Source organism: Nocardiopsis sp. N85, from assembly GCF_028882275.1.
GTDB classification, from domain to species: domain Bacteria; phylum Actinomycetota; class Actinomycetes; order Streptosporangiales; family Streptosporangiaceae; genus Nocardiopsis; species Nocardiopsis lambiniae.
In genome coordinates this window covers 162,788-186,028 of sequence record NZ_JARBUT010000008.1, presented here as the reverse complement: position 1 = coordinate 186,028, position 23,241 = coordinate 162,788, and the positions used below count along the sequence as shown (strand labels likewise).

Annotated in this window: 23 protein-coding genes and 1 tRNA gene; 21 read left to right on the top strand and 3 right to left on the bottom strand. The window is 70.9% G+C overall.

The window, feature by feature from the left end; translation table 11 throughout:
• Nucleotides 1-509 precede the first annotated feature (509 nt).
• The 6 genes from topA to PWG71_RS13810 all read left to right on the top strand — a co-directional run bounded on the left by topA (nt 510) and on the right by PWG71_RS13810 (nt 9,527).
• A complete protein-coding gene (topA, locus tag PWG71_RS13835; protein ID WP_274810095.1) occupies nt 510-3,308 on the top strand; it encodes a type I DNA topoisomerase in 2,799 nt (932 codons plus the stop codon).
• Between the two features lie 276 nt (nt 3,309-3,584).
• A complete protein-coding gene (tmk, locus tag PWG71_RS13830) occupies nt 3,585-5,690 on the top strand; it encodes a dTMP kinase (protein ID WP_274810094.1) in 2,106 nt (701 codons plus the stop codon).
• 160 nt (nt 5,691-5,850) lie between these two features.
• The gene (locus PWG71_RS13825) at nt 5,851-7,023 is read left to right on the top strand and encodes a DNA polymerase III subunit delta' (protein WP_274810093.1); all 1,173 of its coding nucleotides are present in this window, start codon (nt 5,851-5,853) and stop codon (nt 7,021-7,023) included.
• Nucleotides 7,024-7,183: 160 nt separating this feature from the next.
• Nucleotides 7,184-8,719 carry an alpha/beta hydrolase gene (locus PWG71_RS13820; protein ID WP_274810183.1) on the top strand — a complete coding sequence of 512 codons (1,536 nt, stop codon included), beginning with the start codon at nt 7,184-7,186 and terminating at the stop codon, nt 8,717-8,719.
• Nucleotides 8,720-8,815: 96 nt separating this feature from the next.
• Nucleotides 8,816-8,891: transfer RNA gene (locus tag PWG71_RS13815), tRNA-Thr, on the top strand.
• Nucleotides 8,892-9,164: 273 nt separating this feature from the next.
• Entirely contained in the window at nt 9,165-9,527 is a 363-nt protein-coding gene (locus PWG71_RS13810) for a hypothetical protein (RefSeq protein ID WP_274810092.1), read from the top strand.
• Here the strand turns inward: PWG71_RS13810 and PWG71_RS13805 are convergent, their stop codons facing one another.
• Nucleotides 9,528-9,683: a hypothetical protein gene (locus tag PWG71_RS13805; protein WP_274810091.1), complete on the bottom strand. Its 156-nt coding sequence runs from the start codon at nt 9,681-9,683 to the stop codon at nt 9,528-9,530.
• Nucleotides 9,684-9,801: 118 nt separating this feature from the next.
• On the opposite strand from PWG71_RS13805, the gene PWG71_RS13800 reads away from it, so the two are divergent.
• Together PWG71_RS13800 and PWG71_RS13795 are read left to right on the top strand one after the other, a co-directional pair.
• On the top strand, nt 9,802-10,017 hold the full coding sequence (locus tag PWG71_RS13800) for a hypothetical protein (protein ID WP_274810090.1): 216 nt from the start codon (nt 9,802-9,804) through the stop codon (nt 10,015-10,017).
• 52 nt (nt 10,018-10,069) lie between these two features.
• Nucleotides 10,070-10,453, top strand: a complete 384-nt coding sequence (locus tag PWG71_RS13795) for a hypothetical protein (protein WP_274810089.1) — start codon at nt 10,070-10,072, stop codon at nt 10,451-10,453.
• An 8-nt stretch (nt 10,454-10,461) separates the two neighbouring features.
• Here PWG71_RS13795 and PWG71_RS13790 read toward each other — a convergent pair whose 3' ends face one another.
• On the bottom strand, nt 10,462-11,022 hold the full coding sequence (locus PWG71_RS13790; protein ID WP_274810088.1) for a hypothetical protein: 561 nt from the start codon (nt 11,020-11,022) through the stop codon (nt 10,462-10,464).
• A 521-nt stretch (nt 11,023-11,543) separates the two neighbouring features.
• Between PWG71_RS13790 and PWG71_RS13785 the strand changes: the two genes are divergently transcribed.
• Nucleotides 11,544-11,735 (top strand): hypothetical protein, encoded by a 192-nt coding sequence (locus tag PWG71_RS13785; RefSeq protein ID WP_274810087.1) that lies wholly within the window; start codon nt 11,544-11,546, stop codon nt 11,733-11,735.
• 73 nt (nt 11,736-11,808) lie between these two features.
• The gene (locus PWG71_RS13780) at nt 11,809-12,390 is read left to right on the top strand and encodes an RNA polymerase sigma factor (RefSeq protein WP_274810086.1); all 582 of its coding nucleotides are present in this window, start codon (nt 11,809-11,811) and stop codon (nt 12,388-12,390) included.
• A gap of 168 nt (nt 12,391-12,558) precedes the next feature.
• Here PWG71_RS13780 and PWG71_RS13775 read toward each other — a convergent pair whose 3' ends face one another.
• Nucleotides 12,559-13,083 carry an inorganic diphosphatase gene (locus PWG71_RS13775; RefSeq protein ID WP_274810085.1) on the bottom strand — a complete coding sequence of 175 codons (525 nt, stop codon included), beginning with the start codon at nt 13,081-13,083 and terminating at the stop codon, nt 12,559-12,561.
• Between the two features lie 84 nt (nt 13,084-13,167).
• Between PWG71_RS13775 and dacB the strand changes: the two genes are divergently transcribed.
• From dacB to PWG71_RS13720, 11 genes are all read left to right on the top strand, one after another.
• A complete protein-coding gene (gene dacB / locus PWG71_RS13770) occupies nt 13,168-14,520 on the top strand; it encodes a D-alanyl-D-alanine carboxypeptidase/D-alanyl-D-alanine endopeptidase (RefSeq protein WP_274810084.1) in 1,353 nt (450 codons plus the stop codon).
• A 138-nt stretch (nt 14,521-14,658) separates the two neighbouring features.
• Entirely contained in the window at nt 14,659-15,738 is a 1,080-nt protein-coding gene (locus PWG71_RS13765) for a zinc-dependent metalloprotease (RefSeq protein ID WP_274810182.1), read from the top strand.
• Nucleotides 15,735-16,706: a tRNA lysidine(34) synthetase TilS gene (gene tilS / locus PWG71_RS13760; RefSeq protein WP_274810083.1), complete on the top strand. Its 972-nt coding sequence runs from the start codon at nt 15,735-15,737 to the stop codon at nt 16,704-16,706. The genes PWG71_RS13765 and tilS overlap by 4 nt, the downstream gene beginning before the upstream one ends.
• Nucleotides 16,707-16,862: 156 nt before the next feature.
• A complete protein-coding gene (hpt, locus tag PWG71_RS13755) occupies nt 16,863-17,414 on the top strand; it encodes a hypoxanthine phosphoribosyltransferase (RefSeq protein ID WP_274810082.1) in 552 nt (183 codons plus the stop codon).
• A gap of 220 nt (nt 17,415-17,634) precedes the next feature.
• Nucleotides 17,635-19,641 (top strand): ATP-dependent zinc metalloprotease FtsH, encoded by a 2,007-nt coding sequence (gene ftsH, locus PWG71_RS13750; RefSeq protein ID WP_274810081.1) that lies wholly within the window; start codon nt 17,635-17,637, stop codon nt 19,639-19,641.
• A complete protein-coding gene (gene folE / locus PWG71_RS13745; protein WP_274810080.1) occupies nt 19,638-20,237 on the top strand; it encodes a GTP cyclohydrolase I FolE in 600 nt (199 codons plus the stop codon). The genes ftsH and folE overlap by 4 nt, the downstream gene beginning before the upstream one ends.
• 85 nt (nt 20,238-20,322) lie before the next feature.
• On the top strand, nt 20,323-21,237 hold the full coding sequence (folP, locus tag PWG71_RS13740) for a dihydropteroate synthase (protein WP_274810079.1): 915 nt from the start codon (nt 20,323-20,325) through the stop codon (nt 21,235-21,237).
• On the top strand, nt 21,234-21,680 hold the full coding sequence (locus PWG71_RS13735; protein WP_274810078.1) for a nuclear transport factor 2 family protein: 447 nt from the start codon (nt 21,234-21,236) through the stop codon (nt 21,678-21,680). Before folP ends, PWG71_RS13735 begins: the two co-directional genes overlap by 4 nt.
• The gene (gene folB, locus PWG71_RS13730) at nt 21,680-22,072 is read left to right on the top strand and encodes a dihydroneopterin aldolase (RefSeq protein WP_274810077.1); all 393 of its coding nucleotides are present in this window, start codon (nt 21,680-21,682) and stop codon (nt 22,070-22,072) included. The genes PWG71_RS13735 and folB overlap by 1 nt, the downstream gene beginning before the upstream one ends.
• Entirely contained in the window at nt 22,069-22,602 is a 534-nt protein-coding gene (gene folK, locus PWG71_RS13725; protein ID WP_274810076.1) for a 2-amino-4-hydroxy-6-hydroxymethyldihydropteridine diphosphokinase, read from the top strand. Before folB ends, folK begins: the two co-directional genes overlap by 4 nt.
• The gene (locus tag PWG71_RS13720) at nt 22,599-23,087 is read left to right on the top strand and encodes a DUF3180 domain-containing protein (protein WP_274810075.1); all 489 of its coding nucleotides are present in this window, start codon (nt 22,599-22,601) and stop codon (nt 23,085-23,087) included. Before folK ends, PWG71_RS13720 begins: the two co-directional genes overlap by 4 nt.
• The last annotated feature ends 154 nt before the right edge of the window (nt 23,088-23,241 follow it).

Genomic DNA, 23,241 nt, shown 5'->3' with positions numbered 1-23,241 from the left:
CGCGACACGAGCAGGGTGTCGCATCCGTCGCCCGAGCACGGGGTGGATCGCCTCCGCACTCCCGTTCCGTGAGGAACGCGGTGGACTGCGGGTGGGTGGAGGTGTCCGCCTTCGGCTCGGTGCGTCAGTCGAGTCCTCCCGGGAATATCCGGGAGGACTCGCCGCTTTCTGGGGGGTACGGGCACCCGGGCCTTCGTCAAGTGTGATGGAAGTCACTTCGGGGTCGTGTTCCGGGTGATCGTCGGAGTCGGAGACCGCTCTCGAACGAGCGCGGCCGGCACGCGTTGTGCGCGCTACGGGCCGGTAGCGGTGCGGCGAGCGCTTATTCTGCGGTTGCCGGTGGGTGAAGAGCCCGCTCTCCGCGGTGGCGGCCCCGTGCACACGGGTGCCCCCGCCCCACCCACCGACGGGGGATTGCCTGGAGTTTCGGTTACCGTCGGTTTCCACGGGAGCCGAGGGACCGCGGCCGACAGATCACGCAGAGGCTAGACGTAGACGTAGGGGAACACGTGCCACCCACCAAGGGCAGCGCCGGCAAGAACGGCTCGCAGGACAACGGACGACAGGGCTCGGGGACCGCTCTCGTCATCGTCGAGTCGCCCGCCAAGGCGAAGACCATCGCGGGCTATCTGGGCCGCGGTTATGTCGTGGAGTCCAGCATCGGGCACATTCGCGACCTGCCCACCAAGGCCGCCGAGATCCCTGCCAAGTACAAGGGACAGCCCTGGGCACGTCTGGGCGTGGACGTCGACGGGGACTTCGAGCCCCTCTACGTCGTCAACGCCGACAAGAAGTCCCACGTGCGCAAGCTCAAGGAGTTGATGGCCGAGGCCGACGAACTCCTCCTCGCCACCGATGAGGACCGCGAGGGAGAGGCGATCGCCTGGCACCTGATGGAGGAACTCAAGCCCAAGATCCCGGTGCGCCGCATGGTGTTCAACGAGATCACCAAGGAGGCCATCCAGCACGCCGCCGGCAACACGCGCGACCTCAACACCCGTCTGGTCAACGCCCAGGAGACCCGGCGCATCCTGGACCGCCTCTACGGCTACGAGGTCTCCCCCGTGCTGTGGAAGAAGGTCATGCCCAGGCTCTCCGCGGGCCGGGTGCAGTCCGTGGCCACCCGCCTGGTGGTCGAGCGCGAACGCGAGCGGATGGCGTTCACCCCCGCCGAGTACTGGGACCTCAAGGCCGTCTTCGACGCCTCCGGCGCGGGCGTCCCCGCCGGGGACCCCACCGACTTCCCGGCCACCCTGATCTCGGTGGACGGCGTCCGCACCGCCGTGGGCCGCGACTTCACCCCCCAGGGCACGGTCCGCCCCGACCGCACCGTCCGCCAGCTCGACGAGGCGGCCGCGCGGGGGCTGGCCGACCGGCTGTCCGGCGCGTCCTTCGGCGTGACCTCGGTGGAGCGCAAGCCCTACCGCCGTTCGCCGTACGCGCCCTTCCGCACCACCACCCTCCAACAGGAGGCCTCGCGCAAGCTCGGTCTGTCGGCCAAGCAGACCATGCAGGTCGCCCAGCGGCTCTACGAGAACGGCTTCATCACCTACATGCGCACCGACAGCACCACGCTGTCGGACAGCGCGGTGCGCGCCGCCCGGTCCCAGGTCCAGCGCCTGTACGGTGCCGACTACCTGCCGGAGAAGCCCCGCGTCTACGCCAAGAAGGTCAAGAACGCCCAGGAGGCGCACGAGGCCATCCGCCCGGCCGGCGACGAGTTCCGCACGCCCTCCCAGGCCGGACTGAGCGGCCCCGAGCACCGGCTGTACGAGCTGATCTGGAAGCGCACCGTCGCCTCCCAGATGAAGGACGCCGTCGGAGAGTCCGTCACCGTCAAGGTGCAGGGCGCCTCCTCGTCCGGTGAGATCGCGGAGTTCAGCGCGACCGGCAAGATCATCACCTTCCACGGCTTCCTCAAGGCCTATGTGGAGGGCTCCGACGACCCCGCCGCCGACCTCGACGACCGCGAGCGCCGGCTGCCCCCGGTCGCCGAGGGCGACCCGCTCACCGCCCTGGACCTGGCCGCCGAGGGGCACAGCACCCGCCCGCCCGCCCGCTACACCGAGGCCAGCCTGGTCAAGGAGCTGGAGGAGCGGGAGATCGGGCGCCCCTCCACCTACGCCTCGATCATCGGCACCATCCTCGATCGCGGGTACGTGTTCAAGAAGGGCACCGCCCTGGTGCCGTCCTTCCTGGCGTTCGCCGTGGTGCAGCTGCTGGAGCGGCACTTCGGCAACCTGGTCGACTACGCGTTCACCGCTCGGCTGGAGGACGTGCTCGACGCCATCGCCCGCGGCGAGACCGAGAGCCTGCCGTGGCTGCGCCGGTTCTACTTCGGCGGTGACACCCCCCAGGGGGACCGGGAGACCGGGCTCAAGGAACTGGTCGGCGATCAACTCGCCGACATCGACCCCAAGGAGGTCAGCTCCCTGCCGCTGCCGGGCACCGACATCGTGCTCCGGGTCGGCCGCTACGGCCCCTACCTGGACCGCGAGGGCGTCCGCGTCAACGTGCCGGAGGACCTGGCGCCCGACGAGCTCACCCGGGAGAAGGCCGAGGAGCTGTTCGCACAGCCCAGCGGTGACCGCGAACTGGGCACCGACCCGGAGACGGGTCACGTCGTCGTGGCCAAGACCGGGCGGTTCGGCCCCTACGTCACGGAGATCATCGAGGAGCCCGAGAAGGTCGAGGGCAAGAAGGCCAGGGCGACCGCCAAACCGCGCACCGCCTCGCTGCTCAAGTCCATGACCCTGGACACCGTCACCCTCGACGAGGCGCTCAAGCTCCTGTCGCTGCCGCGTGTGGTGGGGGAGATCGACGGCGAGGAGGTCACCGCCCAGAACGGCCGGTTCGGCCCCTACATCAAGAAGGGCTCCGACAGCCGCTCCCTCGCCGACGAGGCGCAGATGTTCACGGTCACCCTCAAGGAGGCCGAGGAGCTGTTCGCGCAGCCCAAGCAGCGCGGACGCCGGGCGGCCACCCCGCCGCTGCGCGAACTCGGCAAGGACCCGGTGTCCGGCGCCGTCATGCTGATCAAGGACGGCCGGTTCGGCCCCTACGTCACCGACGGGGAGGTCAACGCCTCCCTGCGCAAGGGCGACGAGGTGGAGTCCATCACCGACGAGCGCGCCTCCGAGCTGCTGGCCGAACGCCGGGCCAAGGCCCCCGCCAAGAAGAAGGCGCCGGCGAAGAAGGCCCCGGCCAAGAAGACGACCACGACGGCGAAGAAGACCACCGTCAAGAAGACACCGGCCAAGAAGACCGGCACGCCCCGCACGACCGCCAAGGCGACCGACGAGGCCTGAGCCGCGTCCGCCGCACCGCCCCGGCCCGGAGGGAGACCTCCGGCCCGGGGCGGTTCGCGTCGCGTTCACAGCGGGTGTCCGAGTCGGTACGATCTCCATGTCCACTTTCGCTCCCGGTAGGGGAAGCCGTACCCCTATTCGGGGATGATCTTCCGTACTACGCTGGGTGTGGCCGGTGGGAACACCGAAACGCATGTGATCCCCGAACGCTCCACCGAATTCCTCTGCGGACGACGGCCACCCTTCCCCTCCCCCTCACGAATAACCTTGAGCGCTATGAGCAGACCTGCATCCCCGGGAGCGCCGTCCGAGGCGCACAACGTCCTCGCGATCACACCCTTCCGAAGGCTGTGGATCTCGCTCGTGCTGTCCGGACTGGGAGATTGGCTGAGCCTGCTGGCCCTGGTCTCCTTGGCCGCGATCTTCACGGCCGACGCCCCGGTCCTCGTCCGATACCTCGCCATCGGCGGCGTGCTGGCGGTCAAACTCGCCCCGTCCGTCCTGTTCAGCCCCCTCGTCGGGGCCCTCACCGATCGGCTCGACCGGCGATGGACCATGGTCGCCGGCGACGTCCTGCGCGGCCTGCTCTACGTCTCGGTCCCCGTGGTGGGGCTGCTGGCCCCCGGCTTCGCGCTGCCGTGGCTGTTCATCGCGGCCCTCCTCGCGGAGATCGTCGAGCTCCTGTGGACCGGCGCCAAGGACTCCGCGGTCCCCAACCTGGTGCCCCGCAAGCTGCTGGGCCAGGCCGACCGACTGGGGCTGTTCACCGCCTACGGCACCGCCCCGATCGCCGCCCTGCTGTTCGCCGGCCTCGCCTCGATCAGCAACGTGCTCGGCGTCCTGGTGCCGTCGCTGGCCTCACCCGAGGCGGACATCGCGCTCTACCTCAACGGCCTGCTCTTCTTCGTCGCGGCCGGTATCGTCGCCGGCCTGCCGATCCCCGCCCACCGTTCGGCCAAGGACACCCTGAGCCCCACCCGGGACGCCCGGATCCTGCCGGCCGTGTTCCAGGGCCTGCGCGGCTCCGGTGACCCCGTCCTGCTGCGCGGGCTGTCCGTGGGCCTGATCGCCACCGTCGTCGCGGTCGGCGCCGTCATCGGTGTCGGTCGCCTCCACGCGGAGGGCCTCGACGCGGGGAACGCCGGCTTCGGCGTCCTGTTCGCCGCCGTCCTGGGCGGCATGGGCCTGGGCGCCATCGCCGGCCCCCGCGTCCTCAAGCTGTTCAGCCGCCGTCGCCTGTTCGGGCTGACCGCGATCCTCGCGGGGGTCGTCCTGCTGTTCACCGGCGCCGTCGGGGACATGGTCCTGGCCGCGGTCCTCGCCCTGGTCCTGGGCGTCGTCGCGGGCATGGCCTGGGCGACCGCCCTGACCGTGGTCACCCGCGAGATCGAGGACGAGCACCGGGCCGCGGTGCACGCCCACCTCAACGGCGCCGCACGCTTGACCCTGGTGCTGTCCACGGTGCTCGCCCCCGTCGCCGCCGGGTTCATCGGCGACCGCGCCCTCCCGCTCGGTCCGCTCACCTACGACCTGCGCGGTGGCGCCGTCGTCCTGATGGCGGTCGGTCTGCTCGGCATCGCCGCCGCCGTGGTCGCGCACCACCGGGTCAACCGGAACGACCCCGAGGCCGGCCCCGGACTGCTCCCCGAACTCTTCGCCGCCCTGCGCGGCGTCGAGATCACCGAGCCCGTCGCCGAGGACGACAAGCCCTCCGGCGCGTTCATCGTCGTCGAGGGCGGCGAGGGCGCGGGCAAGTCCACCCAGGTGCGCGAACTCACCGTGTGGCTGCGCGACCAGGGATTCGAGGTGGTCAGCACCCGGCAACCGGGCGCCACCAAGCTCGGCATGCGCCTGCGCGGCCTGCTGCTGGACCGCGAGAACTCCCACATCACCCCGCGCGCCGAGGTGCTGCTGTACGCCGCGGACAAGGCGGACCACGTCCAGCAGGAGATCCTGCCGGCGCTGCGCCGGGGCGCGGTGGTCATCAGCGACCGCTACACCGACTCGCTGCTCGCCTACCAGGGCGCCGGGCGCGACCTGGCGGTGTCGGACATCCGCGACATCAGCACGTGGGCGGTGCAGGACCTGGTGCCCGACCTGACGGTCCTGCTGGACGTCCGCCCCGAGGAGGGACTGTCCAGGCTGAGCGGCCCGGCCGACCGGATCGAGTCGGAGTCCGCCGAGTTCCACGACCGGGTCCGCAAGGGCTTCCTCGACCTGGCCCGGGCCGACCCGGACCGCTACCTGGTCCTGGACGCCCGTGAGCCGCGCGAGCGGGTCACCCGCGAGATCCAGAAGCGGGTACGGGCGCTGCTCCCCGACCCGGTCCCCAGCGCCTCGGAGGCCGTCACCGGCATGATCCCGGTCATCAAGAACGACTGATCCGCGCGAAGCGACGTGTGGGGCCCGGGGGCGAACGACCCCGGGCCCCACACGTTCCGGGGTGATCACCGGGAGCGGTCCTGTGGACAACGGCCCGTCCGTCACCCGGGACTCCTATCCTTGGATTCTCAAGCCGTGACGGATCTCGTGGGGGTGGAGTGTGACGGTCTTCGACGACCTGGTCGGTCAACGGGCCGCGGTGGACCACCTGCGGCGGGCGGTGGCCGGGGCGGACGACCTCGTCGCCGGGGGACGGGGCGCCGGGATGACCCACGCCTGGCTGTTCACCGGCCCACCCGGGTCGGGGCGGTCCGAGGCCGCCCGCGCCTTCGCCGCCGCCCTCCAGTGCCGTGACGGCGGCTGCGGCCACTGCGACTCCTGCCACCAGGTCCTCGCCGGCACCCACCCGGATCTGCTGTACGTGCGCCCCAGCGGGCTGAGCTTCGGTGTGGCGGCCACTCGCGACCTGGTCCTGCGCGCCGGTTCCAAGCCCTCCGGCGGGCGCTTCCGGATCGTGCTGTTCGAGGACGCCGAACGCGCCACCGAGGCCGCGTCCAACGCCCTGCTCAAGGCCGTGGAGGAACCCTCGCCGCGCACGGTGTGGCTGTTGTGCACGCCCACCCCCGACGACCTCCTCGTGACCATCCGGTCCCGCTGCCGGTCGGTCACCCTCACCACCCCGGGCACCGGCGAGATCGTCGAGGCGCTGGTGCGGGACGGGACCGTGGACGAGCCCGCCGCCCGGGCCGCCGCCGTCGCCTCGGCAGGCCGGGTGGACCGGGCCCGCCAACTGGCCACCGACCCCGAGGCGCGCCGCCGACGCGAGGAGGTGCTGTCCATCCCGGCCCGGCTCGACGGCATCGGCGCCTGCGTCACCTCGGCCGCCCGGCTCTACGAGATCGCCGAGGAGGAGTCCAAGGCGATCACCACCTCCCTGGACGAGAGGGAGAAGGGCGAACTCAGGGCCGCCTTCGGCGAGGGCTCCACCGGCAAGGGCATGGCCAAGGCCATGCGGGGCTCGGCGGGCGCCATGAAGGACCTGGAGGAACGGCAGAAGCGCCGGGCCACCCGGATCAAGCGCGACTCCTACGACAACGCCCTGTTGGACCTGGCCGCCTTCTACCGCGACGTGCTCACCCTCCAGCTCGGCGCGCCCGTCCAACGCTCCACCGGGGAGCGCTCCGGCGACCTGGAGCGGATCGCCCGTTCGAGCACACCGGAGACGACCCTGCGCCGCGTCGACGCCATCATGCTCTGCCGCGACCGGATCGCGGCCAACGTGCACCCGCAGATCGCGATGGAGGCCATGACCTCGGCGCTCCTCCTCGGCTGAGGCGCCGGACGGGGCGACCCCGCTCCGACGATACGGTGACCAACGGTGCCACCGCCCCGTCGTGACCGAACCGACGGCACGGCCGTCACAGGCGGGGTGGAACCGACCGAGGGTCGATGACGAAGGGTGGACACGGGTGGCGACGAGGCTGCGGACATCGATGGCGGTGACGCTCACCGGCGTGGTGCTGCTGGTGGGCGGGTGCACCGTACCGGGTGCGGGAGAGGGCTCCGAGGAGCCGACGGAGTCGCTCGGCGCGCTGGTCGACTTCACCGACCAGGAGCTGGACTGGGGCGACTGCGACAGCGGCCCCTCCGAGGCGGAGTGCGCCGTCTACGAGGTGCCCCTGGACTACGACGAGCCCCAGGGCGAGCGCATCGGGATCGCGGTCAAGCGGATGCCCGCCACCGGCGACGACGTCATCGGCTCCCTGCTGGTCAACCCCGGCGGTCCGGGCGGTTCCGGGTTCGACTACGTCGACCACGCGCCCTACATCGTCAGCGACCGGGTGCGCGAGCGCTTCGACCTGGTCGGGTTCGACCCGCGCGGGGTCGGCCGCAGCTCGCCGATCACCTGTCTGTCCGCCGCCGAACTCGACGAGTTCATCGGTGCCGAGGCGGAGAGCGTCGACGGTGACGGCGACATGTCCGAACTCACCGAGGCCGGAATGGCGCGGATGGAGGAGAGCAGCCGCGGGTTCGTCGAGGCCTGCCGGACCAACGCCCCCGAACTGATGCTCAACGTGGGCACCGTCAACGTCGCCCGGGACATGGACGTCCTGCGCGCCCTGCTCGGCGACGAGAAGCTCACCTACCTGGGCGCCTCCTACGGCACCCACATCGGCGCCCACTACGCGGACCGGTTCCCCGAGAGGGTGCGCGCGCTGGTGCTCGACGGAGCCGTCGACCCGAGTCAGGACCAGCTCGACCTGAGCGTGGCCCAGGCCACCGGCTTCGAGACCGCGCTGCGCGCCTTCGTCGAGGACTGCCTCACCCGCGGTGACTGCCCGCTGGGCGGGGAGGACGACTCGGTCGCCGACGGCGTCGCCGCCCTGGACGCGTTCCTGACCTCCACCGCCGAGGAACCGCTGACCAACGGTATGGACGATCGGGAGATCAACCGGGCCCGCGCCGAACTCGGTGTGCTCGCCGCCCTGTACTCCGAGAGCTGGTGGGAGCGGGTCCGCCAGGGACTCGACGACGCCATGAACGACGGCGACGGCACCGTGCTCCTCCAGCTCGGCGACGACCTCTACAGCCGCAACGACCCACGGGATTACGAGAACTCCACGGCCGCCCTCATCGCGGTGAACTGCTCCGACTCACCCAGCCCTCGGGAGGTCGAGGACTACGCCGAGGCCGCCGCGGAGGCCGGCGAGGAATCGCCGATCTTCGGCCCCACGTTGGCCTGGGGCGCGCTGCCGTGCGCGTTCTGGCCGGAGGAGGCCGTCTTCTCGGAGGGCCCGTTGGACGGTGAGGGTGCCGCGCCGATCATGGTGGTCGGTACCACCCGTGACTCCGCCACCCCGTACGCCTGGGCCGAAGCGCTCGCGGGGCAGCTCTCCTCGGGGTTCCTCGTCACCCGCGACGGTGACGGCCACACCGGCTACCAGATGGGCGACGCCTGCGTGGACCGGATGGTCGACGCCTACCTCATCGACCTGGAGGTCCCCCGGGACGGGATGGCCTGCGCCTGACCACCGCGCGGGGTGCCGGGTCGCAAAGGTGTACCCGGCACTCCACGAAGACGCTAAACTGGTGATCGCTCGCCGCGTGAACGCACGCGGCGACGCGCCGCCTTAGCTCAGTCGGCAGAGCGATTCACTCGTAATGAATAGGTCGTCGGTTCGATTCCGACAGGCGGCTCCAGCGCAAACGCCACCCCGGTCCGGGGTGGCGTTTCGCGTGGGTGGCCAATCGGGTGACCAAATGCCTACTCGGCGAAGAGGTCCCCCATGACGTGCGCCCCCTCCGTGACCACCGGTCGCGGCTCCTCGCGGTAGACGAGTTCGGTCGTGGCCGTGCCGCTGTGCCCGACCAACCGCGGCCCCTCTCACCGGAGGGCACGATCGACACGTGAAGTGGCCCAATGATTACCGCGAGTGTCCGGTGGCCGGGGGTGAAGACGGGTAAGGGCAGCGCATGAGCCTGTTGTTCATGCTGTCGGCACTGGTGGGAACGGTGCTCGTGCTGGCCGGTGGCTCCTACGCCCTGCGCTGGATCATCGCCTCGATCAACGAGCGACTCACGCCCGCCGAGGCCCCGTCGGAGCCGGTCGACCCCGCTCCCGAGGCGCAGGTCGGCGGGTACGTTCCGGCCCCGCGCACGCCGGGCGAACTGCCGTCGGAGCTGCGCGCCCGGGTGCGCGACCTCGTGGCGCTCGGACGGGCGGAGGAGGCGGTGCGGCTCGTACGGGACCACGTCGACGGAGACGAGGAGCGGGCGCGCGGGATCATCGCCCGACTCGGCGGAGACGACACCGGCACGCCCGCCCTGGAGCGTTGATCACGTTCGGGAGCGGCTCTGGAACCGAGCCCACACGACCGTGACCAGGAACAGGATCGCCGCGATGACGGTGAGCCAGAACAGCCCCTTGATCACCACCCCCACGATCGCCAGGATCAACCAGAGTGCCAGTAGGGCCAGGATGAGATAGATCATGTGCTCCCCCGAGGATGCGTGTTCTGTGGACGCACCTACCCAGCGGAGGATGAGATACGCCACGCGTGTCCGGTGTGGCGGGATGTGCGGATCGCTTCTGGTGGGGTATGGGGAGGTCATGAGTCTGGAAGAAGCATCACGCCAACTGGAAGCCGCGATCCACGACGCCCGGGTCTCCTTCGACTGCATCCTCCTGGAGGAGCTGGATCGGGCGCACGTCAACGCCATCACCGCACGGGCCGCGGTCGACGCGGCCGAACAGGCGATCCGGGTGGAGCTGGAGAGGAAGACCGAGGAGGAGAGGGAAAGGTCGGACTCCTCCTCACAGGAATGAATCGACCGGATTTTTTTCGAACTTATTTTCGAACAGCGGGTATGCTCATGACATGCCCGATCAGTCGCTGAGTTCGGACTGGCCCGCGAGTGTGCACCCACCCGGGTCGGACTCCTTCGAGCGGACGGCCGCGGTGTGGCTGCTCGATCTCCTGCCCGCCGACTACCGGCTGCACGGGGTCCTGCGGCGACACCCGGTCGCCCTCTCCCGGTTGGCGCTCCACTACGTCTCCGCGTCCCTGGCGGCCACCCGCGAGGGCTACCGGACCGCCCGGGTGGAGTTGCGCGACCACATGCCGCCGCACGCCCTCGAACAGGTGATGCGCGCCTACACGGAGGAAGGGCGGCGCACCGCCGCCGTCCTTCGAGCCGTCGAGGCCGTCGACGCGGCCCTGCGCTCCCATCGTGACGGAGAGGTCTTCGAGGAGGGCGCGTGAGAGCCCGGTCAGGCGGTCACCCGGACCACCACGGCGACCTCCTCGCCGGTGTTGACCAGGTGCTGGTGTCCGCCGAGGGCGGTGCCGACCACCCGGGCCCGGCCGGGGGAGAGCTCGGCCGCCGCGCGCATGCGCCCGTCGGCCCCGGACGAGATCAGGTGCGCCCGACCGCTCACCAGGAACAGCACCTCCATGCCGGCGGGCCTGGTCGACTGCGGGACCGGGCCGGACACGAAGCTGTTGGGCTCCAACGCCACGGTGCTCACCCGGAGCCGGCCGCTCGCGTGCCGCCGGGCGACACGGGGCGCGGGCTGCCAGTGGCCGCGCCGGGTGGGCCACAGCGTGGGCCGGACCAGGACGGCGGCGGCACCCCGCGCGGCGGAGACGAGGCGGCCGATCGTGGGCAGACGGCGTTCGGCCAGGTGGGAGTAGCCCGAACGACGGCCTGCGTCCACCACGTCGCCGATGCCCTCCACCGACACCGCGCGCGAGGCGGGGCGGACGTCGAGCGACGTGCGGGCGTGCGGGGCGGAGGTGCGTACCGCGGTGGAGAGAGCCTGCTGGGCCATCGTGAGAGGATCCTTCACGTGGGCGCCCCCCGGACGCGGGGTGGCGCGGATGTCGTCGGTGGGCCCCGTCGTGTGCGGAACGGGGCGGGCGGCACGGACACCTCGAAGGGTGTCGATCACCGCGCGGAAGAGCGCCGGACACCCGGACCGCGTGAGAACGCGGTACGACGGGCGGGCCGTGGGCCTACGGGCGTGGAACGCCTCGGGAACGGCTCAGCGACGACAACACGGACACGCCGCACGGACCAGGTGGCAGGGGGCCGAGAGGGCCCTGCGAGCCATGGCGTCGGTGCGGGTGCGCGGATGCATGGTTGTAAGGAGACCAGCAAAGGCCGGGGGGAGTCAAGCGATCGCGGAGAATCGCGTGTGTCGCCCGTCTCACCCTCATGTGTTGCGGGCGGCGCCGTGTGGTGGTGACATGTGGAACCCGAGTACGGCGTGAGAGCACCGCCGGAAAGGCGTCCTCCCCCGAACGCAGTGACAGGAGTGGCCGTGTCGGCTTGCGCGCCCGGAGGGTCCGATTGAACCCCGATCCGGCGGGGCGGTGGGCGCGCCTGCTCGTGCGGGTGCTCGTCGTCGTGGCCGCCGGGATCATGGCACTGGGGTTCCTCGGTCCGGGCGAGGCCCTGCTGGTCTCCTCCTTGACGGCGCTGACGTTCGTCCTGCTGTGGTTGCGCGGCCGCCCGCGCCGCGGGTCGGTTCCGGATCGTTGACCTCAGCGGGTCTCATACGCGTTTTTCGGCGAAGCGCCGGGTCCCGCGCCGGCGGCGGCGTAGATTCTGGATCATGACGGACCGGGAGCTCCTCCATACCCTGCGTGCCGACGGGCCACCATCGGCGGAGGCCTACGAAAGGCTGCTCGACGCGTACGGGGAGGAGCTGTTCCGGCGCTGCATCCTGGCACTGGGCGATCGCGACGCGGCGCACGTGGTGCTGCGGGACACGCTCATCGTCGCCTGCGCGCACATCGGGCGGCTGACGGACGCCGACCGGCTGGGGGAGTGGCTGCACGCGCTGACGGAGGTCGAGTGCGTGCGCCGGATGTCCTACGGGCATCGGCTGCCGGGGGAGTGGGTCCTGCCGGAGAACACCGGGCTGGTGCGGATCCGTGTGCTCAAGGGTATGGCCACGCCCGAACTCGACGGTTACCGCGCACACGTGGCCGCCCGCGCCGACCGGTTCGACGGTGAGGGCTTCCCCCTCGGCCCGGGGTCGGTGCCCGCCTCGCACGGACCGGCCCTGGTGGGCTCGTTCGGCCTGATGGTGCTGGTGTTCCTGGTCGCGGCCGCCTGCGCCGGGTACCTGTTGACGCGGACTCCGGAGGCCGAAGGCCCCCCGGGCGACCCGGTCGGTCTGTTCGCCCGATGACGCGCCGCGGGTCCTCGCGGACGCCCGTGGGGATCCGGTCGGCCCGGGGCCGACCGCGCGGGGAGCGCCGTCGCCCCGAGGTCCTCTTCCGACGGCGGTGCGGAGCGACAGGTCGGCCCGGCGGGAATGCCGCCGGGCCGTCGTCGCACCTGCCGGGTCGAGGTGGTCCTACTTCTCCGAGTCGGAGATGTGGGAGGAGTCCCCGTGCACGCCGGCCTCTTCGGCGCGCTTGACCGAGGCGATGATCTCCTGCTCGGCCTCGTGGCGGCCGACCCAGCTCGCGCCCTCGACGGACTTGCCGGGCTCCAGGTCCTTGTAGACCGTGAAGAAGTGCTCGATCTCCAGGCGCTCGAACTCGTTCACGTGGTGAATGTCACGCAGGTGTTCCATGCGCGGGTCCGTGGCCGGAACACAGAGCAGCTTGTCGTCGCCGCCGGCCTCGTCGCGCATGCGGAACATGCCGATGGCGCGCGCGCGGATGAGGCAACCCGGGAAGGTCGGGGCCTTGAGCAGAACGAGCGCGTCCAGCGGGTCTCCGTCCTCACCGAGCGTCCCGTCGACGAAACCGTAGTCCGCGGGGTAGGTGGTGGAGGTGAACAGCATGCGGTCGAGACGGATGCGACCGGTCTCGTGGTCCACCTCGTACTTGTTGCGCTCCCCCTTGGGGATCTCGATCGTAACGTCGAATTCCATGCTGACCTCGGCTCCCAATGCGACTAATGTCGCCGTATAACAACAACGTCAGGCCGCGACGCCGAAGGAAGGGCGGGTGCCCCGGTGCGACGGGTACGAGGTGAGGCTTTCCTCACGCTGGCCCTGCTCAACATATTCGTGCTGATCACCGGGTTCGTCGCCCTCGATGTGATCGAGGCCCGACCACTCCCCGCGGTTCCCCATCCGGTCACGAACGCCGAGGGTGTGGCCGCGGCGGAACCCGCGTCCTCGTCCCCGGCGGACCCGGAACGGATCGCGGACGTACTCGATGATCCCATGTCGGCTTTCGGGCTCGCGGAGGGCCTCTCCGGTTTCGTCGTGGACGGCGCCACCGGAGCCACGCTCTTCGAGCGGGACGCGGACGCCCCCGTGACCCCGGCCTCGACCACGAAGATCGCCACGGCCGTCACGATCCTGGACACGGTGGGCCCCGACCACGTGCTGACCACCACGGCCCACTTCGACTCGGCGAGGGGGATGGTGGTGCTGCGCGGGGTGGGGGACACCACCCTGACCACGACCGTCGACTCCGCAGCTTACCCGCAGGTAGCCACTCTGGAGGAGCTCGCGGTCCGCACCGCGGCCGCCTTGGGCGCGCAGGACGTCGGCACGGTCTCGATCGGTTACGACGACTCGCTGTTCACCGGTTCCGCGCTCGGCCCGGGCTGGAAGCCCAACTACGTCACCGAGGGCAGCACGGCCCCCGTCCACGCGCTCATGTACGACAGCGGCCAGGTCTCTCCGGACACGAGCACCCGCTGGCCGGACCCGCCCCTGGCCACGGCCGAGGCGTTCGTCAACGAGTTGAAGCAGGCGGGGGTGACCGTCGAGGGGACGCCGAGCGAGGCGCCCGCCGTGGGCGACCCGATCGCCTCGGTCGACTCGCCGCCGATGTCGGTCCTGGTCGAGTTCATGATGTTGGAGAGCGACAACAACCTGGCCGAGTCCATGGCGCGGATCGCGGCCTTGGAAACGGGCGGTGAGGGCTCCTTCGCCGGCGGCGCGGAGGCCACTCACCGGGTCATGGCGGACCTCGGGATCGAAGGGGTCGAGGTGGCCGACAACAGCGGGTTGAGCACCGAGAACAGGATCACCCCGAACGCCCTCGTCGAACTGCTGTTCCTGGCCTCCGAGCGACCCGACCTCAACGCGGCGATCACCGGCCTGCCCACCGGGAACTCCACCGGGACCCTCGCCAAGAACGGGCGGTACTCGGCGTACGGCTCGACCGGGGACGCCGCCGGGATGGTCCGCGGCAAGACCGGGACCCTCAACGGGGTGAGCACGCTCGCCGGAACCGTCCACGACCAGGAGGGCAACATGTTCGTGTTCGCCTTCATGGACAACAGTCCGGGCGCCTCCGGTGTCCGGCTCGACACCCTCGCGGCGGCCCTGGCCCGCTGCGGCTGCTCCTGATCGTTCCACCCTCGGTCACCCTCGCGGGACCGAGGGTGTTCCTTTTCGGCTCCTCAGGGGTAACCCCGGGACTACCCCGAATTGGCACCCTGATCCCCGTGCCGGCGCGCTCTACGTGGGTAGGCTGCGAATGTGACTGTGATCGACTGGGACGTAGCCGTCAATACCGGTGTCCGCCTCGTGCGCCCGGGGCCGCAGGTGGATCTCGCCGACGCACGGCAGGCCGTGGTGCAGTTGCGCGAGCTCTCCAACGTGGCCGCCGGACATGTGCGCGACTTCACCGGGATGAACCCCCTCGAACCCGCGGGCCCCGCGGTGATCGTCGACCGGCCGGGATGGATCCGGGCCAACGTCGACGGGTTCCGCGTGGTCATCGAACCCGTACTCGAACAGATGAGCGCCGGCCGCCTCGGCGACGGCGCCGCCGCGAGCCTGACCTCCGCCGTGGGCTCCCGTATCACCGGGGTGCAGCTCGGCGCGGTGCTCGCCTACCTGGCCGGGAAGGTCCTGGGCCAGTACGAGCTCTTCCTGCCGCCGGATCCCGACGGCACCCTGCCCACCGGGCGGCTGACCCTGGTCGCCCCCAACATCGTCAACACCGAACGCGAACTCGACGTCGATCCCCACGACTTCCGCCTGTGGGTGTGCCTCCACGAGGAGACCCACCGCATGCAGTTCACCGCGACGCCGTGGCTGCGCGGACACGTGCAGGACCTCATGCGCGAACTCCTGCTGTCGTCGGAGATGGACGCGGGTGACCTCATCACCCGGTTGCGCGCCGCCGGCGAGGCCGTCGCCGACGCCGTGCGGGGCGGCGAGGGCAACCTCCTCACCGCCATCCAGAGCCCGGAACAGAACGAGATCATGGACCGTGTCACCGCCGTGATGAGCCTGGCCGAGGGCCACGGCGACTACGTCATGGACGCGGTCGGCCCGAGTGTCGTGCCGTCGGTCGAGCGGATCCGCGCCCGATTCCAGAAGCGTCGGGAGGCGGCCAACCCCCTCGACCGGCTGATGCGCCAGCTGCTGGGCATGGACATGAAGATGCGCCAGTACGAGGAGGGCGCCGCCTTCGTCCGCTCCGTCGTGGCGCAGGTCGGCATGGCCGAGTTCAACAAGGTGTGGACCTCGCGGGAGACCCTGCCCACCCTGGCGGAGATCCGCGATCCCGACGCCTGGGTGAACCGGGTCGTGCGCCCGGCCGCCATCACCGAATGAGCGGTCCGCCGCCCGCCGTGGCCGCCGTTCGCTCGGCGGTCCGGCGGTGTCTGGCCCCGCTCCCCGCCGACACCACGGTGCTGGTGGCGTGCAGCGGCGGGGCCGACTCCCTGGCGCTGGCCGGCGCGGCGGCCTTCGAGGCACCCCGGCTGGGGCTGCGGGCCGGGGCGGTCACCGTCGACCACGGCCTTCAGGAGGGGTCGGCGGAACGGGCCGGAAAGGTCGCCGCGACCCTCACCGGGCTCGGCCTGGAACCCGTGGTCGTCCGCACGGTCGAGGTGACCGGGCCGGGGGGTCCCGAGGGTGCCGCCCGGACCGCCCGGCACGCCGCGCTCACCGAGGAGATCGCGGCGCGCTCCCCGGCCGTGGCGCTGCTCGGCCACACCCTCGACGACCAGGCGGAGACGGTCCTGCTCGGGCTGGCCCGCGGTTCGGGCGCCCGTTCCCTGGCGGGGATGGCCCCGCGCAACGGGCCCCTCCTGCGCCCCATGCTCGACCTGGACCGGGGCACCGTTCGGGCGGCCTGCGGCCTCATGGGTCTCGAACCCTGGGAGGACCCCCACAACGGGGACCCCCGGTTCGCCCGTTCCCGGGTGCGCCACGAGTCGTTGCCCACCCTCGAACGGACCCTGGGGCCGGGCGTCACGGCCGCGCTGGCCCGCACCGCCGCCCTGCTGCGCGCCGACGCGGAGGCGCTGGACGTGCTCGCCGCCGACCTGCGCGCCGAGGCCGAGGCCGACGGGGGAGGATCGCGCGCGGCGGTGCTCGCCGAGGCCCCCGAGGCGTTGCGGACCCGGGTACTGCGCCGGACCGCGATCGACGCGGGTTGCCCGGCGGGCGCCCTGACCGCCCGGCACGTGCGCGAGATCGACCGCCTGGTGGTCGCCTGGCGCGGCCAGTCCCACATCGACCTCCCCGGCGGGGTGCGCGCCCGGCGTGTCGCCGGTCTCATCCGCTTCGATCGTTGACGACGCGGACACCGTGCCGTACCCGGCGTGTCACGCGATGTCCCCCACGCGACCCTTCGCGTCCGGCCCCGGTGGGTCCGGTCGGCGTCTCCGGGACGTTCGGCACGTTTATCCTTGTTGCCGCAAACGGGGAACCCAGCAGCGAGGACAGTGAGCGTGGACGCTAAGGACATGGGTCGGGACCTGGAGAAGGTCCTGGTCACCGAGGAAGAGATCAAGACACGCCTGGCCGAGCTCGGAGAAAGCATCGACGCCGACTACGCGGGTCGGGACCTGCTCATCGTCGGTGTCCTCAAGGGCGCCGTCATGGTGATGGCCGACCTGGCCCGGGTACTGCACACGCCGGTCTCCATGGACTGGATGGCGGTGTCCTCCTACGGCGCCGGCACCACCTCCTCCGGCGTGGTCCGCATCCTCAAGGACCTGGAGACCGACATCAAGGACCGGGACGTCCTGATCGTCGAGGACGTCATCGACTCCGGGCTGACCCTCTCCTGGCTGGTGGGCAACCTCAAGTCGCGCGGGCCCCGCTCGGTGGAGGTCTGCACCATGGTCCGCAAGCCGCTGGCCTACGAGGTCGACCTCGACGTCAAGTACATCGGCTTCGACCTGCCCAACGAGTTCATCATCGGTTACGGGCTCGACTACGCGGAGAAGTACCGCAATCTGCCGTTCATCGGCACCCTCGCCCCGCACGTCTACGAGTAGCGGGGAACAAGCGGCGGGGGTGCGGTCGTTGCTCTCATGACGGCCCCCGCCCGGCTACAGCCGGCAGCGGTGTGCCCGTTCGACGGGCCGAGGTGTACCGTCGATGCGATCCCGGCGAATACGCGGGGAACGCACGTGTCCGATAGAGGTCCTGCCTCGGAAAGTCCTCCGGTGCGGGCGGCCTGGTCAGGAGGGACGGACCCGACAGGGTTCCGCTCACATGAATCTGAAGCGCTTTTTCCGCGGCCCGTGGATATGGATCCTGGCCGTTCTCGCCATGCTCCTCCTCGTCTTCAACGTGTTCGATCTGGGCGGGGGCCCACAGCCGGAGGAGACCGACACCTCCACCGTTCACCGGCTCATCGAGCGGAACGAGGTGGACAACGCCGAGATCGTCGACCGTGATCAGCGCATCGTGCTGACCACGACCGAAGGCGAGATCTACGAGGCGTACTGGGTGGCCGGTCAGGGGCTCCAATTCGCGGAGATGCTCCAGGCCTCCCTGGACGAGGAGGGCACCAACCTAGAGTCCTACGAGGTCTCGGTCGCCACCACGCCGCTGTGGACCACGGCGCTGTTCAGCTTCCTGCCGATCCTGCTCATCCTCGCCATCTTCTGGTTCGTCTTCAGCCAGATGCAGGGCGGCGGCTCCCGGGTCATGAACTTCGGCAAGTCCAAGGCCAAGCTCATCACCAAGGACACCCCGAAGAACACCTTCTCCGACGTCGCCGGCGCGGACGAGGCCATCGAGGAGCTCCAGGAGATCAAGGAGTTCCTCCAGAACCCGGCCAAGTTCCAGGCGATGGGCGCCAAGATTCCCAAGGGCGTGCTGCTGTTCGGTCCGCCCGGTACCGGCAAGACCCTGCTCGCCCGCGCCGTCGCCGGTGAGGCCGGGGTGCCGTTCTACTCCATCTCCGGTTCGGACTTCGTCGAGATGTTCGTCGGTGTGGGCGCCTCGCGTGTGCGCGACCTGTTCGAGCAGGCCAAGGCCAACGCCCCCGCCATCATCTTCATCGACGAGATCGACGCCGTCGGCCGCCACCGCGGCGCCGGCATGGGCGGCGGCCACGACGAGCGCGAGCAGACCCTCAACCAGATGCTGGTCGAGATGGACGGCTTCGACGTCAAGGGCGGGGTCATCCTGATCGCGGCCACCAACCGCCCCGACATCCTCGACCCGGCCCTGCTGCGCCCCGGCCGCTTCGACCGGCAGATCGTCGTGGACCGCCCCGACATGGACGGCCGTCGCGACATCCTCAAGGTCCACTCCAAGGGCAAGCCGATGGCCGAGGACGTCGACTTCGACGTCATCGCCCGCCAGACCGCCGGCATGACCGGCGCCGACCTGGCCAACGTCATCAACGAGGGCGCCCTGCTGTCGGCCCGCGCCGACAGGGAGACCATCACCCACGCGGTGCTGGAGGAGGCCATCGAGCGGGTGATGGCCGGTCCCGAGCGCAAGAGCCGGGTCATGTCCGAGCACGAGAAGAAGATCATCGCCTACCACGAGGGCGGCCACGCCCTGGTGGGGCACGCGCTGCCCAACGCCGACCCGGTGCACAAGATCACGATCCTGCCCCGCGGGCGCGCCCTCGGCTACACCATGTCGGTGCCGACGGAGGACAAGTTCCTCACCTCGCGCTCGCAGATGATGGACCAGCTCGCCATGATGCTCGGCGGTCGCGCCGCCGAGGAACTGGTCTTCCACGAGCCCACCACCGGTGCCGGCAACGACATCGACAAGGCCACCAACCTGGCCCGCAACATGGTCACCGAGTACGGCATGAGCGAGCGCCTGGGTGCCCGCAAGTTCGGTTCGGGGAGCACCGAGCCCTTCCTGGGCCGGGAGATGTCGCACGCGCGCGAGTACTCCGAGGAGATCGCCTCCATCATCGACGAGGAGGTGCGCCGCCTCATCGAGTCCGCGCACGACGAGGCCTACGAGGTCCTGGTCGAGTACCGCGACGTTCTCGACGACCTGGTCGTGGCCCTGTTGGAGAAGGAGACGCTCACCAAGAGCCAGGTGCTGGAGATCTTCGCGCCGGTGCGCAAGCGCCCCACCCGCGGTTCCTACACCGGGTACGGCAAGCGCCAGCCCTCCGACCGGCCGCCGGTGCGCTCCAAGAAGGAGCTGGCCGTGCTCAACGGTGCCGAGGTGCAGGGTCAGAGCACCGGGAACGGGCTGCCGCACGGATCGACCACCGCCATCGAGGGAGACGACGCGTGACCGACACGGCAGACCTGCCCCCCAGACCCGTGGACCGGGAGCGGATCGAACGCGCGGTGCGAGAGATCCTCATCGCCATCGGCGAGGACCCCGACCGCGACGGTCTGCTCAAGACGCCCGAACGGGTCGCCCGCGCCTACGAGGAGCAGTTCGCGGGCCTGGGGCAGAAGCCCGGCGACGTGCTCACGACGGTGTTCGAGGCCGGCCACCAGGAGATGGTCCTGGTCAAGGACATCGAGCTGTACTCCACGTGCGAACACCACCTGGTGCCGTTCTACGGCGTGGCGCACGTCGGGTACATCCCGGGGGCCGACGGCCGCATCACCGGTCTGAGCAAACTGGCCCGCCTGGTCGACGTGTACGCGCGCCGGCCCCAGGTCCAGGAGAGGCTCACCGGCCAGGTGGCCGACGCCATCATGGACCACCTCAACCCGCGCGGCGTCATCGTGGTCGTGGAGGCCGAACACCTCTGCATGACCATGCGCGGTGTGCGCAAACCCGGGGCCAAGACCGTCACCTCCGGGGTGCGCGGGATCTTCCGCGGCAGCGACCGCACCCGGTCCGAGGCGATGAGCCTCATCCTGGACCGTCGCTGACGCGACCGCGGTACATCGGAACACCCGGGGGAGGGGCCGAGGGCGTACGCCCCCGACCCCTCCCCTTACGAATAGGCTGATCCCCATGGGGCCGAAATACACACTTCCGGGCCTGCCCGATCGAGGGCGGTGCCTGGTCATGGGGGTCGTGAACGTCACCCCCGATTCCTTCTCCGACGGCGGAGCCTGGTTCGACCCCGAGCGGGCGGTCGAGCACGGCCTGCGGTTGGTCGACGAGGGAGCCGACATCATCGACGTGGGCGGGGAGTCCACCCGCCCGGGCGCCCAGCGCGTACCGGTCGAGGAGGAGCTCCGCCGAGTCGAGCCGGTGGTGCGCGCGCTCTCCGCCCGTGGAGTCGCCGTCAGTGTGGACACCATGCGAGCCGAGGTCGCCGAGCGTGCCGTCGGGGCGGGCGCCGTGCTCGTCAACGACGTCAGCGGTGGACTGGCCGACCCGGCCATGGCCCGGCTCGTGGCCGCTTCGGGTGTCTCCTATGTGTTGATGCACTGGCGTGGGCATAGTCATGACATGCAGAGCCGTGCCGTGTACACGGATGTCGTCCAGGAGGTCATCGATGAGCTCCACGATCGTATGGAGGCCATGATCAGTGCAGGCGTCGACCCGGGTCAGATCATCCTCGACCCGGGCCTCGGATTCTCCAAACGACCCGAACAGGCCCACAACTGGGCGCTTTTGCGACACCTGGACCGGTTCCACGGGTTGGGCAGGCCCGTCCTGGTGGCGGGATCGCGCAAACGCTTCCTGAGCCGACTGCTGGGCGACCCCAAGGGTGAGGACCGCCCCTTCCCCGACTGTGACGCGGCCACCGCCGCCCTCACCACCCTGGCGGCCGACCGGGGCGCTTGGGCCGTGCGCGTCCACGACGTGCGCGCCAGCGCCGACGCGGTCCGGGTGGCCGCCGCCTGGTCCGACGGGGGCGGGAGCCTTGCCGAGGGCCGCTTCGACGACGAGGTCGCCACGGGGCGGGGCCGCCGGTGAGATCTCGCCAGGAGGTCATGGAGCGCGTGGCCGAGGCCAACGCGCAGTTCTACAGCGCCATCGAGAACGGCGACATCGATCTGATGCGCAGTGTGTGGGCGGAGGAGCACGAGGCCCCCGACCTGGTGTGCGTCAACCCCGGGTGGCCGTTGCTGCGCGGTCGCACGGAGATCATGCGGGCCTGGTCGCTCATCATGGCCAACGTCACCTACATCCAGTACGTGCTCACCGAGACCCACATCGGTGTCGGCGGTGACATCGCCATGGTGACGTGCGAGGAGAACGTGCTCACCGCCGAGGACGGCGACCCGGGGTTCGTCGCCGGGGGACAGGTCGTCACGACCAACCTGTTCGTCGACACGGCCCAGGGATGGCGACTGTGGTCCCACCACGCCTCTCCGGTGCTCATGGGCGAGGACGACGAGGACGAGGGCGGGGAGTGATGACCGACCGCATCGTTCTGCGCGGGCTGCGGGCACGCGGGTACCACGGGGTGTTCGACTTCGAGCGCCGAGAAGGGCAGGACTTCGTCGTCGACGCGGCCCTGTTCTTGGACCTGTCGCCCGCGGCGGCCTCCGACGACGTGGCGGACACCGTCCACTACGGGCTGTTGGCGGACCGGCTGGTCGCGATCGTCACCGGGGAGCCCGTGGACCTCATCGAGACCCTGGCCGAGCGGTTGGCCGCCGAGTGTCTGGCGGACCCCCTGGTGAAGGGGGTGGAGGTGACCGTGCACAAGCCGTCCGCGCCCATCGAGCACGAGTTCGCGGACGTGGCGGTGACCGTCGTGCGCGGTGCCGTGCCCGGGCACGTGGCGATCGGAGGTGCGCCGTGACGCGCGCGGTGCTGGCCCTGGGATCCAACCTCGGCGACCGGTGGGCGACCCTCCAGGGCGGCGTGGACGCCCTGCTGACCGGAGAGGGCGCGCCAGCCCCGGTCGCGCTGTCACCGGTGTACGAGACCGCTCCGGTGGGCGGCCCGGACCAGGGCGCCTACCTCAACGCGATCGTGGTCGTGGAGACCGAGGGGACCCCGGAGGAGCTGCTGGAGCGCGCGCAGGCGGCGGAACGGGCCTTCGGTCGGGTCCGGGAGGTCCGGTGGGGGCCGCGCACCCTGGACGTGGACGTCATCGCGTTCGGGGACACGCGCTCCGACGACCCCCGGTTGACCCTGCCGCATCCGCGCGCCCACCTGCGGGCGTTCGTGCTGCGTCCGTGGCTGGACGTCGACCCCACGGCGCACCTGCCGGGACGGGGGGCGGTCGCCGACCTGCTGGCGGCCGTCATCGCCGAGGAGCCGGAGGAAGAACAGGAACCGCACCTGCGGGAGGATCTGCGGCTGAGCCCGCCCGGGGGGAGTCCATGACCGAGGAGGAGGAACGGCGGCTGCACCCCACCGGGTGGCGGACGCCGACACTGCTCGCGATCGCCGGCGCGCTCCTCGGGGCGCTCTTCACCACGGTGCTGCCCGGACTGCCACCGATGCCGTGGACGGCGATCCCGACCCTGCTGTTGCTCGCCCTCGCGGAGGGCTTCACCGCCGGGCGGACCCGTCGTCGGATCCGGCGTGCGCCCGGCACGGAACCCATCCCGCCGCTCAGCGCGGCCCGCCTGGTCGCCCTGGCCAAGGCGAGCGTGCTGGCCGCCTCGCTGTTCGGCGGCTTCTTCGCGGGCGTCGCGGTGATGGTCGTGGAGAACCTGGGACTGCCGGTGCATCGCGAGGTGTTCCTGACGGCCCTGGGAACGGCGCTGGCCGCCGGCGTGTTGGTGGTGGCCGGGCTGTACCTGGAGTACGCCTGCCGGGTGCCCGATGACGAGGACCGCGACGACGACCGCCCCGAGGCGGTCTGACCGCTCCCGGACCGCCTTCGGACGGGGACCGGCGTCGGATGGTTGACTGGGCCCGTGGACACCAGCGAATCGACACCGTCGCCGACCCCGCCGACCCCGCCGCCCCCGTCGCGGGGGCGTCCGCTCGACGCGGCCTTCGCCGCGCCCGAGGGCC

What these genes read in the sequence shown, in the direction of transcription:
- PWG71_RS13820 (WP_274810183.1), top strand. Translation starts at nt 7,184, where the DNA reads ATGGCGGTGACGCTCACCGGCGTGGTGCTGCTGGTGGGCGGGTGCACC.
- tmk (WP_274810094.1), top strand. Translation starts at nt 3,585, where the DNA reads ATGAGCAGACCTGCATCCCCGGGAGCGCCGTCCGAGGCGCACAACGTC.
- ftsH (WP_274810081.1), top strand. Translation starts at nt 17,635, where the DNA reads ATGAATCTGAAGCGCTTTTTCCGCGGCCCGTGGATATGGATCCTGGCC.
- PWG71_RS13805 (WP_274810091.1), bottom strand. Translation starts at nt 9,683, where the DNA reads ATGATCTATCTCATCCTGGCCCTACTGGCACTCTGGTTGATCCTGGCG.
- tilS (WP_274810083.1), top strand. Translation starts at nt 15,735, where the DNA reads ATGAGCGGTCCGCCGCCCGCCGTGGCCGCCGTTCGCTCGGCGGTCCGG.
- PWG71_RS13800 (WP_274810090.1), top strand. Translation starts at nt 9,802, where the DNA reads ATGAGTCTGGAAGAAGCATCACGCCAACTGGAAGCCGCGATCCACGAC.
- PWG71_RS13795 (WP_274810089.1), top strand. Translation starts at nt 10,070, where the DNA reads ATGCCCGATCAGTCGCTGAGTTCGGACTGGCCCGCGAGTGTGCACCCA.
- PWG71_RS13775 (WP_274810085.1), bottom strand. Translation starts at nt 13,083, where the DNA reads ATGGAATTCGACGTTACGATCGAGATCCCCAAGGGGGAGCGCAACAAG.
- folP (WP_274810079.1), top strand. Translation starts at nt 20,323, where the DNA reads ATGGGGCCGAAATACACACTTCCGGGCCTGCCCGATCGAGGGCGGTGC.
- PWG71_RS13810 (WP_274810092.1), top strand. Translation starts at nt 9,165, where the DNA reads ATGAGCCTGTTGTTCATGCTGTCGGCACTGGTGGGAACGGTGCTCGTG.
- PWG71_RS13790 (WP_274810088.1), bottom strand. Translation starts at nt 11,022, where the DNA reads ATGGCCCAGCAGGCTCTCTCCACCGCGGTACGCACCTCCGCCCCGCAC.
- folB (WP_274810077.1), top strand. Translation starts at nt 21,680, where the DNA reads ATGACCGACCGCATCGTTCTGCGCGGGCTGCGGGCACGCGGGTACCAC.
- PWG71_RS13720 (WP_274810075.1), top strand. Translation starts at nt 22,599, where the DNA reads ATGACCGAGGAGGAGGAACGGCGGCTGCACCCCACCGGGTGGCGGACG.
- PWG71_RS13780 (WP_274810086.1), top strand. Translation starts at nt 11,809, where the DNA reads ATGACGGACCGGGAGCTCCTCCATACCCTGCGTGCCGACGGGCCACCA.